This window comes from Rathayibacter tritici, assembly GCF_001641005.1.
Lineage (GTDB): Bacteria > Actinomycetota > Actinomycetes > Actinomycetales > Microbacteriaceae > Rathayibacter > Rathayibacter tritici.
Window position 1 is genome coordinate 1901282 of the sequence record NZ_CP015515.1, and the last position, 16394, is coordinate 1917675.

Genomic DNA, 16394 nt, shown 5'->3' on the forward strand with positions numbered 1-16394 from the left:
TTCACATTATCCGCCGTGGATTTCGTGCGTGTGACCGGGCCGTCAGCTTGACAGCGACTCCAGACGGCTCATCGCCTTCTCGGCGGCCTTCGCGGCCCGGCGGGCGCGATGCCGCTCCTCGGCCGCGACGACACCGAGCGCGAAGGCGCCCTCGCCGCTGCGGTCGGTCTCGTCGAGGATCAGCGTGCGAGCAGCGAGCGCGTCGCGCTCCTCCCCCAGGGCGTCCGCGAGCTCCTCAGCCGTCTCGGCGAACGAGCGACGGCGGGCACCGACGGCCTCGGGGACGACCGCACGCCAGGCCTCAACGGTGTAGCGGAGTCGCTTCGCCGCCTTCCGCAGGTCGTGCCGGGCCTCGAGCGAGCCGCCCGACATCGCCGCGCGGGCGTCCGCGATCCGCGAGAGCTCCTTCGCGACCGAGCGACGCACCAGCGTCGTCGCGCTCGAGTTTGCCTTGGCGGTGCGGGGCGGATCGGCGAGCACGACGTCGAGCGAGGCGAGGAGCGCGAGGTAGCGGCCGCCGCGCAGGGTGCGGGCGACGCGGCGCAGCGCTGCCGCGTGCCTCCGCTCGATCTCCTCCAGCAGAGCGGAGGGGGCGCTCGGGGCGCCCTGGACCGCGGCGAGGGACGCGCGGAACCGGGCGGTGAGGACCTCCTGATCGCGGGCGGCGCCCAGGACGCCGCCGAGCCAGCGCAGCTCGTCGCGCACGGGGTCGGTGGCCGCGCGATCGAGCACGGAGCGGGAGGCGGCGAGAACGGAGCGGAGTCGGCGGGTGAGGACGCGCATCCGGTGCAGGGCGTCATCGGCCTCGAGGCGCACGCGTGGGTCGACGGCGCGCAGCTCCCGCAGGAGTGTGCGGACCGCGGCGAGCGCCGCCTCCCCGCCGTCACGCGGATCCGCGACTGGCTCGTCGATCGGGCCGCCCGTCGCGCGCGCGAGCTTGGAGGCGCTCTCGGCCGGGCGGGCGCCCGCGGCGAGGAGGCGCTGCTCGATCGCGTCGAGGATCCGCTCCCCCTCCTCCCCCGAAACGTCGACCAGCTCGACCTCCCACTCGCGCCAGCGCCGCTCGCGTCCGGTGCGCTGGTCGCGGGCGGACACGAGGTCGTCGGCAATCTCGGCGAGCTGCCTGCCCCGGGAGTCGACGGCGCGGGTGATCGAGCGGACGGTCTCGAGCAGCGCCAGCGGTTCGAGCGGTGCCCGCCCGACGTGGCCGAGTACGGGCTCGCGGACGGCGGACGGCACGGTCCGCGAGGGCGTGAGGTCCGTGTGGATCTCGGTGCGGCCGGAGGAGCCGGGCAGTTTGACGTGCCAGCCCTGGTCGGCTCCGCCCTCGCGACGGCGCAGGGTGATGCGCGCCCGGGAGAGCGCGCGGTCGACGGTGTCGAAGTACTCGGCGCGCAGCGTCACCGGCTGCTCCGCGCGCGCTGTCGCCACGCTCCCGGCGCCGACGAGGTCGGGGAGGCGAGTGCCGGCGTCCACGTCGTACGTGCGCTCGACCTCGGTCTGCACCCTCCGCGCGCCGCCCGCCGGGGATGTCGCCGACTTGTTCTCCGCACCGCTGGCCATGGCTCCATTGTGGTCACGCGCGGGGCCCGACGGGCACCCGGGGCGGCCTGGCGCGCCCTCGCCCTAGGCTGGAGCGATGACCGTGCCCGTTCCGCCCGTCGCCCGCCGTGTCCCCCTCGAGCGCCGTCATCACGGCGACGTGGTGCTCGACCCCTACGAGTGGCTGCGCGAGAAGGAGAACCCCGAGGTGATCGCGCACCTCGAGGCCGAGAACGCCTATACCGAGGCGACGCTGGCTCCCCTGGCGCCGCTGCGCGAGCGCCTGTTCGAGGAGATCCGTTCCCGTACGAAGGAGACCGACCTCTCGGTCCCCGTGCGTGAGGGCTCGTGGTGGTACTTCTCGCGCTCCTACGAGGGCCGCCAGTACGCCGTGCACTGCCGCGCGCCGATCACCGGGCCGGACGACTGGACGCCGCCGTCGATCGCCGAAGGCGGCCCGCTGGTGGGCGAGCAGGTCGTTCTGGACGGCAACGCGCAGGCGGAGGGGCACGACTTCTTCTCGCTCGGCAGTTTCGACGTCTCCGCCGACGGCCGCTACCTCCTCTTCGGCACCGACGTCGAGGGCGACGAGCGGTACACCCTGCGCATCCGCGACCTCCAGACCGGCGAGGACCTGCCCGACGTGATCGAGGGCACGGGAGGCGGTGCGACCTTCGGTGCCGACGCGCGGTTCGTCTTCTACCCGACCGTCGATGCGTCGTGGCGCCCCGACACCATCTGGCGCCACGCGGTCGGCAGTGGGGCTCCCGACGAGGTCGTCTTCGCCGAACCCGACGAGCGGTACTGGATCGGAGTGGGGCTCACCCGCAGCCGCCGCTTCCTCGTCATCGAGATCGGCAGCAAGATCACCAGCGAGTGCCTGCTGCTGGACGCGTCGGACCCGACCGGCTCCTTCCGCTCGGTCTGGCCGCGCCGCGAGGGCGTGGAGTACGAGGTGGAGCACGCCGTCGTCGATGGGCGCGACCGCCTCCTGATCGTGCACAACGACGGTGCGCTCGACTTCGAGATCGTCGAGGAGCCGGCTGACCTGTCGCTCGACGCCGATGCCCGCGCCCGTGAGCGCCGCGTCGTCGTGCCGCACCAGGAGGGTCGCCGGATCGAGGGCGTCGACGCCTTCGCCCGGCACGTCGTCGTCTCCTACCGCTCCGAGGGAGCCACCCGGCTCGGGCTGCTCCGCGAGGACGGCGGCGACGCACGGCTCGAGGAGATCGTCTTCGACGAGCCGCTCTACGACGCGGGCCTCGCCGGTAATCCGGAGTGGGAGCAGACCTCGCTCCGCCTCGCGTACACCTCCTTCATCACCCCTTCGACCGTGCTCGCGCTCGACGTCGCGACCGGCGAGCGGACGGTCCTCAAGCAGCAGCCGGTGCTCGGCGAGTACGATCCCGCGCTCTACGTGCAGCGGCGGGAGTGGGCGGTCGCCGAGGACGGTATGCGCGTGCCGCTCTCGCTCGTCTGGCGCCGCGACGCCGCCGACCCGGACTCGGCGCCCGCGCCTCTCCTGCTCTACGGCTACGGCTCCTACGAGGCGAGCATCGACCCGGGCTTCTCGATCGCGCGCCTCTCGCTGCTGGACCGCGGCGTCGTCTTCGCCATCGCCCACGTGCGCGGCGGCGGGGAGATGGGCCGCTCCTGGTACGAGAACGGGAAGACGCTGACCAAGCGGACGACCTTCACCGACTTCGTCTCGGCGGCCCGGCACCTGGTCGACGCGGGGTTCACGACTCCGGAGCGGCTGGTCGCACAGGGCGGATCCGCCGGCGGCCTGCTGATGGGCGCGGTCGCCAACCTCGCTCCGGAGGCGTTCGCCGGGATCCTCGCACAGGTGCCGTTCGTCGACGCGCTCACGTCGATCCTCGATCCGTCGCTGCCGCTGACGGTGATCGAGTGGGACGAGTGGGGCGACCCGCTGCACGACGCCGAGGTGTACGCCTACATGAAGTCGTACTCGCCCTACGAGAACGTGCGGGAGGGTGTGCAGTATCCGCGGATCCTCGCCACGACGAGCCTGAACGACACCCGGGTGCTCTACGTGGAGCCGGCGAAGTGGGTGGCGCGACTGCGCGAGGTCGGTGCTCCCGCGTTGCTGCGCACCGAGATGACGGCGGGGCACGGCGGAGTCAGCGGGCGCTACGAGCGCTGGCGCGAGATCGCCTTCGAGTACGCCTGGACGCTGGACGTGCTCGGCCTGGCGTGACCTGGTCGGCCTGATCTGGTCGGCGTCATCTGGTCGGCTCGACCTGCTCGCCGCAAGCCCCTCCACCCGTTGTCGGCGGCCAGTAGGGTCGGGGTGCCGACGGAGGGAAGAGCATGAGCGCAGGCTTGTCGATCGACCGGATCGCCGCATGGGTGGCGGATCAGAGATGGTACGCGAGTAAGGGGCGGCGACCCGAGCTGGAGGTCCGCGGCGCGTGGTCGCTGCACCTCGGCGACGCGGAGGTGGTGGACCATCTCTTCCTCGACCGGGCCGGAACCAGCCCGGTCCTCTACCAGGTGCCGGTGACGGTGCACCCGGCCCCCGTGGCCGGACTCGAGGACGCCCTCGTCTACTCCGACGACGCGCGCTGGGTGTACGACGCGCCGCGCGACCCGGCGTTCGCGCGCGCCCTGCTCGGCATGATCGCCGACGGCGGCCGCTCCGACACGGATGGCGCCCAGGGTGGTGCCGGTGCCGAGGGCCACCGGCAGCCGGGAGCCGTGATCGGAGCGTTCGCGTCATCGACGGTGCTCAGCGGCGAGCAGTCGAACACGTCGGTGATCATCCGCACTACCGCAGACGACGGATCCGCCGCGACTCCGGTGATCGTGAAGGTCTTCCGCGCCCTGCACCACGGCGACAACCCGGACGTGACCGTCCAGTCGGCCCTCAACGCCGCCGGCAGCGCCCTCGTCCCACCCGTGATCGGCAATGTGACCGGCGAGTGGGACGACGAGGGCGAGGAGACGGGTCGAGCCTTCGGCCACCTCGCCTTCGCGCAGGAGTTCCTCCCCGGCGTGCAGGACGCCTGGCGCGTCGCTCTCGAAGCGGTCGCCGCCGACTCCGACTTCACCGGCCCCGCCCGCGAGCTGGGCCGGGCCACCGCCGAGGTGCACGCGACGCTCGCCGAGGTCATGCCGACCGAAGACACCACGTCCGAGGTCGTCGAGCGGATGGTCGCGACCATGCGCCGGCGGCTGCGTATCGCGTCGGCCGAGGTCCCCGTCATTGCCGAGGACTCGGAGGCGATCGAGGCCGTGTTCCGGGCCGCCGAGGGCGCGCCGTGGCCGCGGCTCCAGCGCATCCACGGCGACTACCACCTCGGCCAGGTACTCTCGGTGCCCAGCCGCGGCTGGGTGCTGCTGGACTTCGAGGGCGAGCCGCTGCGGCCGATGCACGAGCGTCGACTGCCGGATGTGGCACTGCGCGACGTCGCCGGGATGCTGCGTTCCTTCGACTACGCGGCCGGGGCGCAGGAGCAGGCCGCGCCTGGCACCTCCCGGGCGGCCTGGTCGGCTCGGAGTCGTGCCGCCTTCCTCGATGGGTACACCGAGCGAGCCGGCGATGCGGTAACCGCGCACTGGGCGGTACTCGACGCTTTCGAGCTCGACAAGGCCGTCTACGAGGCGATCTACGAGGCGCGCAACCGGCCCGAGTGGCTGTCGATCCCGGTCGCCGCGGTGCAGCGCCTCGCCGGACGCTCGTAGGGTGGCAGGCATGAGCGAGCACACCGACGGACCCGACGGCACCGACAGCACCGATAAGACGAAGCCCCTCGACCCGCTGAGCGACTTCAGCATCCCGGGCGACACCGACCTGCACACGACCGGCGACGCGTCGGGCGCCGACGGTGACGACGTCGCGGAGCCGGGAGCCGACGAGGACTGACGGCCCGGGAGGCGCCCTGGCTCAGCCGAGTAGTTCGTGATCGACACGTGCGAATCCATCTCGATCAATGGTCTTTTGCATGCGCCTCATGCTTGCGTATTTGTATCCCAAAAAAGGAAATCCAGAGAAGCCCGACGACCACGAGGTGCAACACCACATATGCGACAGTCAGAATAACGGTTTGCGAAACCGGCGTGAGGAAATAGACATTCCCTTCGACTGTTCGACACATGGACGCGGGCGGCAGCAATTGGTCGGTAACATCACCAATCCTTTGGTGGAGACGGTCGGCTGACGCGGCTCGGCCGCATGCGACGATCTGCTGCTGGTTGTCAGACCGCATCAGGTTCAGCACGCCAAGGGGTACAGCCGCGGTCCAGATTGGTATTCCGATCATCACCAGCGTGGCGAGACTCCACATGATGCGTCGTTGCCTTGTCTGAACGTGCAACGTACGCCATCCGACCATAACCAGGACCAGCACCTGGACGACGAATGCTATGCCGACAAGGGGAGAATCGGTTGCTGTCAGCCCGATCGCGCAGAGGAGCGCAACGATGGCGAGGATGAGCACCGCGAAATCACCGAGATTGTGCTCGGCTTCGGTCGCCTGATCGTTGGAAGGGGTCATTTTCCAGTAATCCTGAATTTTAGGTCGTCAACCAGTGCACAGCGGCGTTGTAGGCATTGGTATAGCTACCACCGAACCGCCCGTCGAAGAACTGCTTGTATTTCGTCCGGTAGCCGCCCGAAGTCGCTGTGCAGTACGTCCGCATCGCCGCTGATACCGATGTCGTCTTCCCCTTTGCGAGGAGGCCGAGAACGTAGAGCGTTATTCATAAGGTCTGACTCGGGCGTGTCGTTCCGAGGCATCGGCTTCCCATTCGGGAGAATAGAAGTTCCAAAGCTCGCTATTTTCGGAACGGGAAGCCGATGCGGTACGACTCTACTACAGGCCTGGATGCGGAGCAATTGACGGAGCTGATCTGTCGGATATGGCAGATTGTCGCGGGGAGGGGTGAGGTTTCGGGACGCCCGGTGCTGCTGAACATTCGCGAGCAGGTCGTTATGACCCTGATCTTATTGCGGCAGAACGTGAACCAAGCGACTATCGCGGATATGTTCGGTGTGTCGCAGCCCACGATTTCTCGCGCATATCGGCGGATCGTCCCGCTGATCGAGCAGGCCTGCTGTTTGTCGGGGGTGTGTTTAAAGACGGCTATCCAGGGCCGAGTGGTCCTGGTCGACGGCACCGATGTTCCCACCGGGAACCGCGCCGTGACGGGGAGAGCGAACTACTCCGGGAAGCGACACCGTCAAGGGCTGAACGTGCAAGTTGCCTCGGACGTGAACGGTAACTTGCTTTGCGTGTCCGATCCGACCCCCGGCGCTCGGCACGACCGAGCGACCATCAGCCTGTGTGGATGGGAACCGATTCTCGATAATGCCGAGTGGATAGCGGACCCAGCGTACGTCGGAACCACCGCAGTCACTCCCCGGAAAAAATTTCACCACGGACAACATGATGACAACACACGTACAGCCAACCGATACATCTCCTCCATCCGTTCGGCGGTCGAAAGATGCATCGCGCACTGGAAGAACTGGAAAATCCTCAAGACCGGCTATCGCGGACGTCTTACAGAACTTCCCAACCTCATTCGCACCGTCACCCGCCTCGAACTTTACCGACTCGGCTGGTAAATGCTTATGAATAACGCTCGTAGCCGTCGATATCCGCCTGGTGATCATCGGCATCAAATTTTCCTCGGCGGCCGATCCATGCCCGGTAGAATGAGTATGGATCACGTTCTTCGCCCGAGTTACGTGAGTTCGCGTAGTCGACGAAAGTCTGGGTCACGTCACCCGACCATCCGAGGAAGTCACCCGCATTGGAGGCCGATGTGTCGGTGGGTACGCCGTAGTAGCGAGCGCCGGTCATCGCCGCAATCATGTGATTGACAGCCATCATTGTGGACAGATCGGGGCCGACCGTGTGATAGACACGCTCGCGGCTCTTGGCCTGAACGAACGAGATGAATTCTTTGTCGACGGTGCCGGCAAGACTTTCCCACTTCCAGTCCGTGTAGTGGGGCGAGCGGAGGAACTGCAATGTCAGGTCGTTCGGGCTGTCCGGTGGAGGCCCGGAGCTAGACGGCTTGAACGCGACGGCTTGGAGGACGTCCATCGGGTCGAACTGGGCCTGGTCGTCGAGCGCGACCGCGGCCGTGCTGGGGAACGGGACGTCGGGCTCGCCGACGAGGCGGGTCGCGAGGCCGAAGCGGCGAGCGGTGGCGTGCTCCTTCAGCACGGCGAACAGGCGGCCCGGGCGCTCAGAGCCAACCCCAGCGCCTGAAGAGCCGGTGCAGCACCACGCTGGAGACGACCATCGCCGCGAGCGACGCCGGATAGCCCCAGGCGACATGCAGCTCGGGCATCACGTCGAAGTTCATGCCGTAGATGCTCGAGATCATGGTCGGCGCGAAGAAGATGGCCGCCCACGCCGAGATCCGCTTGACTTCGTCGTTCTGCTGGTTGCCGACCTCCGCCAGCTTCTTCATGTCCTCGTTCTGGCGCTGGGCGACGAGGGTCGCGTTCACGGCCAGGATCTCGCGGAGCGTCGTGCGGAAGCCGTCGACCCGCTCGGTGACCAGCGCGACGTGGTCAGCGACGTCGCGGATGTAGCGGCGCAGCTCCACATCCGACTGGAACACCTCGAAGTCGGTGACGAGCCGGGTGAGCATGCCGGTCAGCGGAGCGACCGCGCGCTGGAAGTCGAGCACTTCCTGGCTGAGCTCGTAGATGCGGCGAGACACCGCGGGGTCGCCCTCGAAGACCTGCGCCTCAATCTCGTCGATGTCGTTCTCAAGACCCGCGACGACGGGCGAGTACTGATCCACCACGGCGTCGAGGATCGCGTAGAGCACGGCGACCGGGCCGACGCGCAGCAGCTCCGGGTCGGCCTCCATCCGCCGCCGCACCAGCGAGAGGTCGGGCTTCTCGGAGTGGCGGACCGTGACGACGAAGTTCGCGCCGACGAACAGGTGCAGCTCGCCGAAGTCGACCTCCTCGCGCTGGTCGGCGTAGCTGGCGGCGCGCAGCACCACGAACATGTCGCTGCCGTAGCGCTCGAGCTTGGGCCGCTGGTGCGCGCTGATCGCGTCCTCGAGGGCGAGCGGGTGCATGGAGAACTCGTCCTCGAGCGCCGCCAGCTCGGCCGCGTTCGGCCGGTACAGGCCGATCCATGCCATCGCGTCGGGCAGCTTCTGCAGGGCGGCGAGCGCCTCCGGGATGCTGCCCGGCGAGACCACCCGGCGGCCGTCCTGGTAGATCGCGTTGTCGACGGTGCTGGTGCGCGTCGGCTCATCGTCCGGGCGGAGTCGCTGGATCGGTGCGGTGTCCTCGGCGGCCGCGCGGGTGCGCGAGCCCAGCCCGAGGATCGTCGCGGGGACGCGGGGTAGCTTCACGACCTTCTCCTCCTGCTCGACCGACGCCCTATTGTGCACCCCGGGGTGAACGGCAGGTGTCCGGTGCGCCACCGGTGTCGGAGGCTCTCACTAGCCTGGAGTCGCTCCCCGGACGACGCAGAGAAAGGACGACCGTGAAGCTGCTGCACACCTCCGACTGGCACATCGGCCGCACCTTTCACGGGCACTCCACCGTGGCGGCGCTCGCGACGGTGCTTGAGGCCCTCGTCGAGACGGTGAGCGCCGAGCAGGTCGACGCGGTGCTGATCGCCGGAGACGTCTTCGACTCCGCCGTTCCCGCCGCCGAGCACTACACGCTGCTCACCCGCACCCTCGAGGCGATCCGCGCGGCCGGGGCGGACGTCGTGCTGACCAGCGGCAACCACGACTCCCCCGCCCGGCTCGGCTTCCAGGCTGGGCTGCTGCGCACCGCGGGCGTGCACGTGCTCACCGATCCGGAGGCGTACGCCGAGCCGGTTGTGCTCCGCGATGGGTCCGGTCTCGAGGTGGGCGTGCACGGCATCCCGTTCCTCGAACCGGCGCTCTACCGCCACCGGCACCCGGAGGAGCCGCTGCGGCGCCACGAGGACGTGCTCGCCTTCGCGATGCGCCGGGTCCGTGCCGCCGCTGAGGCCGCCGGTCGGCCCTGGGTCGTGCTCGCGCACTGCTTCGCCGTCGGAGCCCCGCCCGCGGTGCTCGAGCGCGACATCACGGCGGGCGGGCTCGACTATGTCTCGGTCGAGCACTTCGCCGCCGCCGACTACGCGGCGCTCGGGCACATCCACGGGCGGGCCGAACTCACGCCGAGCGTGCGGTACTCCGGGGCGCCGCTGCACTACTCGTTCGGCGAGGCCGCGAAGCCGCGCGGCGCCTGGCTGGTGACGATCGGAGCCGAGGGGCTGGCGGGCGTTGAGTGGTCGCCGCTCCCGGTGCCGCGGCGGCTGAGCGTGATCGAGGGCGAGCTCGAGCAGCTGCTGCGCGATCCTTCCCTAGCCGACGTGGAGGGCGACTGGGTGTCGGCGGTACTGACGGATTCTGTACGCCCGCTCGACGCGATGGCGCGCCTGCAGTCGCGGTTCCCGGGCTGCGCGACGCTCGAGCACCGGCCCCCGCACGCCGCCGCCGAGCCGCCCGCCTACGCCGAGCGGGCCCGCGGGCGGAGCGACGTCGAGGTCGTCGACGACTTCCTCGCCCACGTCCGCGACGGCCACGGCGCCACCGCCGCCGAGCGCGCCCTCACCCTCGACGCTCTCGCAGCGGTCGACGCCGAGGCGCTGCGGTGAGGATCCGCCGCCTCGCGTTCGCCGGCCTCGGTCCGTTCCGCGCCGAGCAGTGCATCGACTTCGACCGGCTCGAAGACGTGGGCGTCTACCTCATCGCCGGCCGCACGGGCGCTGGCAAGTCGACGATCCTCGACGCGATCGCTTTCGCGCTCTACGGCTCGGTCCCGCGTTTCGACGGCACGGCCTCGCGCCTGCGGAGCGACCACAGCGGGCCCGAGGACGAGACCTTCGCCGAGCTGGAGTTCGAGGCGGCGGGGCGCGTCTACCGGGTGCGCCGCTCGCCCGAGTATGCGCGGCCCAAGCGTCGCGGTCCGGGGACGACCACTCAACCCGCGAAGGTCGAGCTGCTGGAGCAGATCGACGCCTCGTGGGTCGGCCTCTCATCCAGCGCCAAGGAGGTGGCCACTGACATCGGCCGCATCGTCGGGCTGACGAAGGACCAGTTCCTCCAGGTGATCCTGCTGGCGCAAAACCGCTTCCACGAGTTCCTGCTCGCGAAGAACGACGACCGGCAGCGGCTCCTGCGCACCCTCTTCGCGACCGAACGCTTCGATCTGCTCCGCCGGCGCCTGCTGGAGCAGCGCGATGCGAGCGCCGTGGGGCTGGAGGAGGAGCGAGCGGCCGTGACCGCACTCGCCGACGAGGCCTCCCGGCTCATCGACGACGGTGCAGAACCGCCCACTCCCGATGCGGCCTGGTTCGCCGGGCTGCCGGCCCGTCTCGCCGCCCCGCTCGACGAGGCCCGGTCCGACGCCGCGACCGCCGACGCAGTGCAGGCAGCGGCGAGCACCGCTCTCGACGAGGCCCGTCGCATCGCCCGCGGGCAGGAGCGGCGCCGACTCGCGCTGATCGAGGCGGAGGAGCTGGCGGTCGCCGAGGCGCACGTCGAGCGCCAGCGGGCGGCGATCGAGCGCGCCCGCCGCGCCGACGGAGTGCTGCCGCTGCTCCGTTCGGCCCGCGCCGCCGACGAGAAGGAGCGGGCGGCGCTGCAACAGCGTGAGCTCGCGGCCGAGGCCTACGGCGACTCCGCCGCAGGGCCGGCCGCCGAGACGGCCGAGCACCTCGCCGCCGTGCTGGGCGCGCTGACCGAGGCGCTGGCCGAGGAACGCAGGCTCCCCGAAGCGGAGCGTGCCGCTGAGCGCACCGCCCGCGCCGAGCAGACGGCCGCGAACACCCTGGCCGGTGTGGAGGAGGAGCTGCGCGAGCTGCCCGCTCGAGTGGATGCGCTCGCCGAAGAGGAGGAGTCCCTCGCCGACGAGGCCGCCGCCGTTGCCGCCCGCGCCGAGGAGCTCGCCGCCGTCGAACGGAGGATCGCCGCGGTCCACGAGCGCGACCTCGCCGCCGCGGAGTTGCACCGGTTGCGGACCGCCTACGCCGACGCCGCTCGTGCGCACGGCGAGCGCGCCGCCGAACAGGCCGCCCTCATCGCGCGCCGGTTCGCCGGATTCGCCGGCGAGCTGGCCGAGCGCCTGGAGCCGGGAGCGCCATGCCCGGTCTGCGGCTCGCCGGAGCACCCCCGCCCGGCCGATCACGACGGACCGACGACGGTCGGTACCGCCGACCTGGACCGCGCGCACACCGCGGTCCAGCGCGCTTCCGCCGCCCTCGACTCCGCCCGGGAGCGCGAGGGCATCGCCGCCCTCGCCCTGGCAGCGCTCGACGAGCGAGTCGGCGACGATGCCGACCTGGACTCGCTCCGCTCGGCCGACGAGGAGCGTCTGGCCTCGGCCCGGGCTGCCGCCGCCCGCGTGGCGGAGCTCCGGCACGAGCGCACCCGGCTGCGCTCCAGGATCGACGCCATCACGAGCGACAGGGACGCCGCCAGCATCGAGCATCAGGCCCGTGTCGGCGAGGCCGCCCTCGCCGCCGAGGCGCTGAGGCTGCTACGGGAGCGGGTCGAGATCTCGCGGGACGGAGCGGAGAGCGTCACGGCGCGCGTCGCCGACCTCAGTGCCCAGCGCCGCCGAGCCGTCGCCCTGGTCGAGGCCGAGGAGGCGGCGGGCGCCCGCGCCGAGGCCGCCGCCGTTGCCCGAGCCGAGCTCGCCCAGGTTCTGGCCGAGCGCGGTTTCGCCACGCCTGAGGAGGCCGAGTCCGCCGCACTGGCGAGCGGCGACCGCGCCCGCGCTGAGGCGGCCGTCGCCGAACACGAGCGGCGCCGCAACACCACCGAGGCGACACTCGCCGAGCCCGAGCTCCGCGCACTGCCCAGCACGCCCGCCGACGTCTTCGCCGCGGAGGAGCACTCGCGCGACGCCTCCGCTCGCCGCGACGAGGCGCGAGCTCGACTCTCCGTGCTAGAGCACCGCTCCTCGCGCCTGGCCGAGCTCGCTGCAGTGGCCGCGGGCCGCCTCGGCGCGCTCGACGAACGCCTCCGCCGCCACGAGGAGTTGCGCGCCCTGGCCGAGACCGTCTCGGGCCGCGGGCAGAACACCCGCAGGATGGATCTGGAGGCCTTCGCGCTCGCCGGCAGGCTGGAGGAGATCGTCGCCGCCGCGAACCTCCGCCTCGACGCGATGACCAGTGGCCGCTACGCCCTCGCTCACGACGACTCGCTCGCCTACCGCGGCGCTGCCTCCGGCCTCGGGATCGACGTGCTCGACGCCTTCACCGGCGTCCGGCGGCACCCCGCCTCGCTGTCCGGCGGCGAGACCTTCCTCGCCTCGCTGGCCCTCGCACTCGGCCTGGCCGACGTGGTGACGGCGCAGTCCGGCGGGATCTCGCTCGAGACCATGTTCATCGACGAGGGCTTCGGCTCGCTCGATGCCGAGACGCTGGAGACGGCGCTCGGCACGCTCGACGCGCTGCGCTCCGGCGGCCGCACGATCGGCCTGATCAGCCACGTCGATGCGATGCGCGAGCGGCTGCCGATCGGCCTGCGCGTCGTCGTCGGACCCCGCGGCGACAGCACGATCCTCACCGGCTGAGGCGGCGCCGACGCGGTGGGGCGGGAGCCTCGGTCGGTGCGGCCGCAGAGGCCGATACGGCCAGAGAGGCCGAGGCCGGCGACGCGGCCCGACGACGCGGGCGGGCGTCGCCGCGCCCGCTGCTAGGGTCATCCGCAGTGACACGGGGTGCCCGCCTGGGCTGAGAGAAGACCCGTTGAACCTGATCTAGTTCGTACTAGCGAAGGGATGTCGCGAATGAGTATTCGCACGCCTGTCCACCCGCCCCTCCCCGCCGACACGGCCGCCGACCCGGCGCCCCGTGCGGTGCCCGGCCCGGCGTCCGTCGGTCGCGATCTCGTCGCCCTCCGCGCCGCCGAGCCGCTCGTGCAGTGCATCACGAACGCGGTTGTGACCGGCTTCACCGCGAACAGCCTGCTCGCCCTCGGCGCCAGCGCAGCGATGTGCGATCTGCCCGGCGAGGCGGGCGTCTTCGCGGGTATCGCCTCCGCCGTCCTCGTCAACCTCGGCACGCCCGGAGCGGAGCAGCGCGAGGGCGCGCGGGAGGCGGTCGCCGCGGCCACCCGCGCCGGTACCCCGTGGGTGCTCGATCCCGTCGCCGTCGGCCCGCTGCCCGTGCGCACCGTTCTCGCCGTCGAGCTGCTGGAGGCGCGGCCCGCGATCATCCGCGGCAACGCCTCCGAGATCCTCGCCCTGGCGGGAGCCGGTGCGGGCGGGCGTGGAGTGGACGCGGTCGACACCGCCGAGCAGGCCCTCGACTCCGCCCGAGACCTGGCCCGCCGCACGGGCGGCGTTCTCGCCGTCTCGGGAGCGATCGATCTCGTCACCGACGGCGAGCGCGTCGTCCGGGTCACCGGCGGCCACCCGCTGCTGACCCGGGTGACCGGCGGCGGCTGCGCGCTGGGCGCGGTGATGGCCGCATTCCTCGGCGCAGGGGTCCGCCCGCTCGACGCCGCCGTCAGCGCCTCGGCCGTGTGGGGCCTCGCCGCCGAGCGTGCCGCCGCAACGAGCAGTGGCCCCGGGTCCTTCGCCGTCGGCCTCCTCGACGCCCTCGCGGCCCTCGGGCCGGCCGAGGCCGAGTCGGGCGCGCGGATCGCATGAGCGTCGACCTCTCGCTCCACCTCGTCACCGACACCGCCCAGTGCGGCGCGCGCGGCGTGCCCGCCGTGGTCGCGGCGGCGGTCGCGGGCGGAGTCACGACCGTCCAGATCCGCGATCACGATGCCTCGGCCGCCGAGCTCGTCGCCCTGACCCTCGCGGTCGCCGCTGTTCTCACCGAGCGCACCACGCTGCTGGTCGACGACCGTGTCGACGTGGTCCTCGCCGCCCGCTTCGCTGGTGCCCGCGTGCACGGTGTCCACCTCGGGCAGTCCGACCTCCCCGTCGTCGCCGCGCGCTCACTCCTCGGAGCCGACGCCGTGATCGGCCTCACCGCGAACACTCCCGCGCACCTCGCAGCCGTCCGCGCCCTGCCAGCGGGCACGGTCGACTACCTCGGCGTCGGCGTGATCCGGCCGACCTCGACCAAACCTGACCACCCCGCGCCCCTCGGCATCGACGGATTCGCGGCCCTCGCCACCGCGACGCCACTGCCCTGTGTCGCGATCGGCGGAGTCGGAGCGCAGGACGCGGCTCCGCTCCGGTGTGCCGGTGCAGCGGGACTCGCCGTGGTCTCGGCGGTCTGCACCGCCGCGGACCCCGCGGAGGCCGCCCGCAGCATCCGGGCGGAGTGGGACCGATGACCGCCGGCAGCGCCCCGTCCCGCACCACCGCAGCCTCCGTCGGCACCCCAGAAACCCCCGCCACCCCTGCCAGCCCACTCGCCCCGCGCAGCCCACTCGCCTCGCGCATCCCGCTCCCCCCGCGCATCCCCCGCGTCCTCAGCATCGCCGGCACCGACCCGACCGGCGGCGCGGGCATCCAGGCCGACCTGAAGACCATCGGTGCGCTCGGCGGCTACGGCATGGCCGTTGTCACCGCCCTCGTCGCGCAGAACACGCACGGTGTCCGCTCCGTGCACCTGCCGCCCGCCGCGTTCCTCCGCGAGCAGCTCGACGCGGTGAGCGACGATGTGACGATCGATGCCGTGAAGATCGGGATGCTCGCCACGGCCGAGTACGCCGGAGTCGTCGCGCAGTGGCTCGATGACGTGCGCCCGCCCGTCGTGGTCGTCGATCCGGTGATGGTGGCCAGCAGCGGGCACCGGCTGCTCGCCCCCGAGGCCGAGGAGGCCGTGCACGGCCTGCTCCGTCGGGCCGACCTGGTGACGCCGAACCTCCCCGAGCTGGGCGTGCTCGCCGGAGCCGCCACCGCCTCCGACTGGCCGACCGCGCTCGCGCAGGGCGCCGCCCTCGCGCGCACTCTCGACGCGGCCGTTTTGGTGAAGGGCGGCCACCTCGACGGCCCCGCCACTCCGGACGCGATCCTCACCCCCGACGGCCGGGTGCGCGAAGTACCCGGAGTGCGCGTCGCCACCGCGAACACCCACGGCACCGGCTGCTCGCTCTCCTCTGCGATGGCGACGCTCCTGGCCGGCCGCGGCGCCGGTTCCGACGCGCTGGTCGAGGCGCTGATCGAGGCGAAGGAATGGCTGACCGGCGCCCTGCGCGCCGCCGACGCGCTCGAGGTCGGCTCCGGTCTCGGCCCCGTCGACCACTTCCACCGCCTCCGCCCGCCGACGTTCTGCACGGGTGTCTGGGAGGAGACGAGGGAGCTCCGCGATGAGATCGACACGCTGCCGTTCGTCCGGGCGCTCGGCGACGGCTCGCTGCGCCGGGAGGACTTCGAGTGGTACCTGGAGCAGGACGCGCTCTACCTCACCGAGTACGCGCGGGTGCTGGCCGTGGCGGCACAGCGGGCGCCGACCACCGCCGAGCAGGTCTTCTGGGCCGAGGGCTCGGCATCCGCTCTCGCGACGGAGGCGCAGCTGCACCGCGACCGGCTCGGCAGCAGGGAGGCGCAGCACGCCCCGGTCACTCGCAGCTACGTCGATCATCTGCTCGCGGTCGGTGCCCGCGGTGGCTACGGCGAGATCGTCGCCGCCCTGCTCCCCTGCTTCTGGCTCTACGCCGACGTCGGCTCCCGCCTGGCTGCCGCGGGCCACGCGGAACACCCCTACGCGGACTGGCTGCTCAGCTACGCCGATCCGGTGTTCGAAGCCGCCACCGAGAGGGCGATCGTGATCACTGAGCAGGCAGCCGCAGACGCCACGCCGCGGGAGCGCGCTGCGATGCGAGAAGCGTTCCTGCGCTCGAGCGTCTTCGAGCGGGACTTCTTCGCGGCTCCGCTGGACCGGGCGCTGATCCGCTGATCG

General features: G+C 71.5%; 13 protein-coding genes and 1 riboswitch. Of the genes, 9 read left to right on the top strand and 4 right to left on the bottom strand.

All coding sequences use genetic code 11. The features are described 5' to 3' along the window. Positions 1-42: 42 nt before the first annotated feature. On the bottom strand, positions 43-1563 hold the full coding sequence (locus A6122_RS08700) for a CYTH and CHAD domain-containing protein (protein ID WP_084415904.1): 1521 nt from the start codon (positions 1561-1563) through the stop codon (positions 43-45). Between the two features lie 76 nt (positions 1564-1639). Here A6122_RS08700 and A6122_RS08705 point away from each other — a divergent pair, with 76 nt between their 5' ends. The 3 genes from A6122_RS08705 (at position 1640) to A6122_RS08715 (ending at position 5428) form a co-directional block, all read left to right on the top strand. Next, a complete protein-coding gene (locus tag A6122_RS08705; RefSeq protein WP_068253875.1) occupies positions 1640-3760 on the top strand; it encodes a S9 family peptidase in 2121 nt (706 codons plus the stop codon). Positions 3761-3873: 113 nt separating this feature from the next. Further along, the gene (locus tag A6122_RS08710; protein WP_068253878.1) at positions 3874-5247 is read left to right on the top strand and encodes a maltokinase N-terminal cap-like domain-containing protein; all 1374 of its coding nucleotides are present in this window, start codon (positions 3874-3876) and stop codon (positions 5245-5247) included. A gap of 10 nt (positions 5248-5257) precedes the next feature. Next, positions 5258-5428, top strand: coding sequence for a hypothetical protein (locus A6122_RS08715; RefSeq protein WP_157593794.1), 171 nt, complete (start codon positions 5258-5260; stop codon positions 5426-5428). Positions 5429-5492: 64 nt separating this feature from the next. On the opposite strand, the gene A6122_RS08720 is transcribed toward A6122_RS08715, so the two are convergent. Continuing rightward, complete coding sequence (locus A6122_RS08720) at positions 5493-6059, bottom strand: hypothetical protein (protein WP_068253884.1); 567 nt, start codon at positions 6057-6059, stop codon at positions 5493-5495. 302 nt (positions 6060-6361) lie between these two features. Between A6122_RS08720 and A6122_RS15760 the strand changes: the two genes are divergently transcribed. Continuing rightward, the gene (locus tag A6122_RS15760; protein ID WP_084415905.1) at positions 6362-7132 is read left to right on the top strand and encodes a transposase family protein; all 771 of its coding nucleotides are present in this window, start codon (positions 6362-6364) and stop codon (positions 7130-7132) included. 4 nt (positions 7133-7136) lie between these two features. Here the strand turns inward: A6122_RS15760 and A6122_RS08725 are convergent, their stop codons facing one another. Then, positions 7137-7739 (bottom strand): hypothetical protein, encoded by a 603-nt coding sequence (locus A6122_RS08725; protein ID WP_068253887.1) that lies wholly within the window; start codon positions 7737-7739, stop codon positions 7137-7139. Positions 7740-7761: 22 nt separating this feature from the next. Next, complete coding sequence (locus A6122_RS08730) at positions 7762-8895, bottom strand: magnesium and cobalt transport protein CorA (RefSeq protein WP_084415906.1); 1134 nt, start codon at positions 8893-8895, stop codon at positions 7762-7764. Between the two features lie 134 nt (positions 8896-9029). Between A6122_RS08730 and A6122_RS08735 the strand changes: the two genes are divergently transcribed. From A6122_RS08735 to thiD, 5 genes are all read left to right on the top strand, one after another. Then, the gene (locus A6122_RS08735; RefSeq protein WP_068253890.1) at positions 9030-10178 is read left to right on the top strand and encodes an exonuclease SbcCD subunit D; all 1149 of its coding nucleotides are present in this window, start codon (positions 9030-9032) and stop codon (positions 10176-10178) included. Next, entirely contained in the window at positions 10175-13102 is a 2928-nt protein-coding gene (locus A6122_RS08740) for an AAA family ATPase (RefSeq protein WP_068253893.1), read from the top strand. Before A6122_RS08735 ends, A6122_RS08740 begins: the two co-directional genes overlap by 4 nt. A gap of 133 nt (positions 13103-13235) precedes the next feature. Continuing rightward, a riboswitch (TPP riboswitch) is annotated at positions 13236-13327 on the top strand. Beyond that, the gene (gene thiM, locus A6122_RS08745) at positions 13319-14182 is read left to right on the top strand and encodes a hydroxyethylthiazole kinase (protein WP_084415907.1); all 864 of its coding nucleotides are present in this window, start codon (positions 13319-13321) and stop codon (positions 14180-14182) included. Its footprint overlaps the riboswitch before it by 9 nt. Further along, positions 14179-14823: a thiamine phosphate synthase gene (gene thiE, locus A6122_RS08750; RefSeq protein WP_068253896.1), complete on the top strand. Its 645-nt coding sequence runs from the start codon at positions 14179-14181 to the stop codon at positions 14821-14823. Before thiM ends, thiE begins: the two co-directional genes overlap by 4 nt. Next, the gene (gene thiD, locus A6122_RS08755; protein WP_084415908.1) at positions 14820-16391 is read left to right on the top strand and encodes a bifunctional hydroxymethylpyrimidine kinase/phosphomethylpyrimidine kinase; all 1572 of its coding nucleotides are present in this window, start codon (positions 14820-14822) and stop codon (positions 16389-16391) included. Before thiE ends, thiD begins: the two co-directional genes overlap by 4 nt. Positions 16392-16394 lie beyond the last annotated feature (3 nt).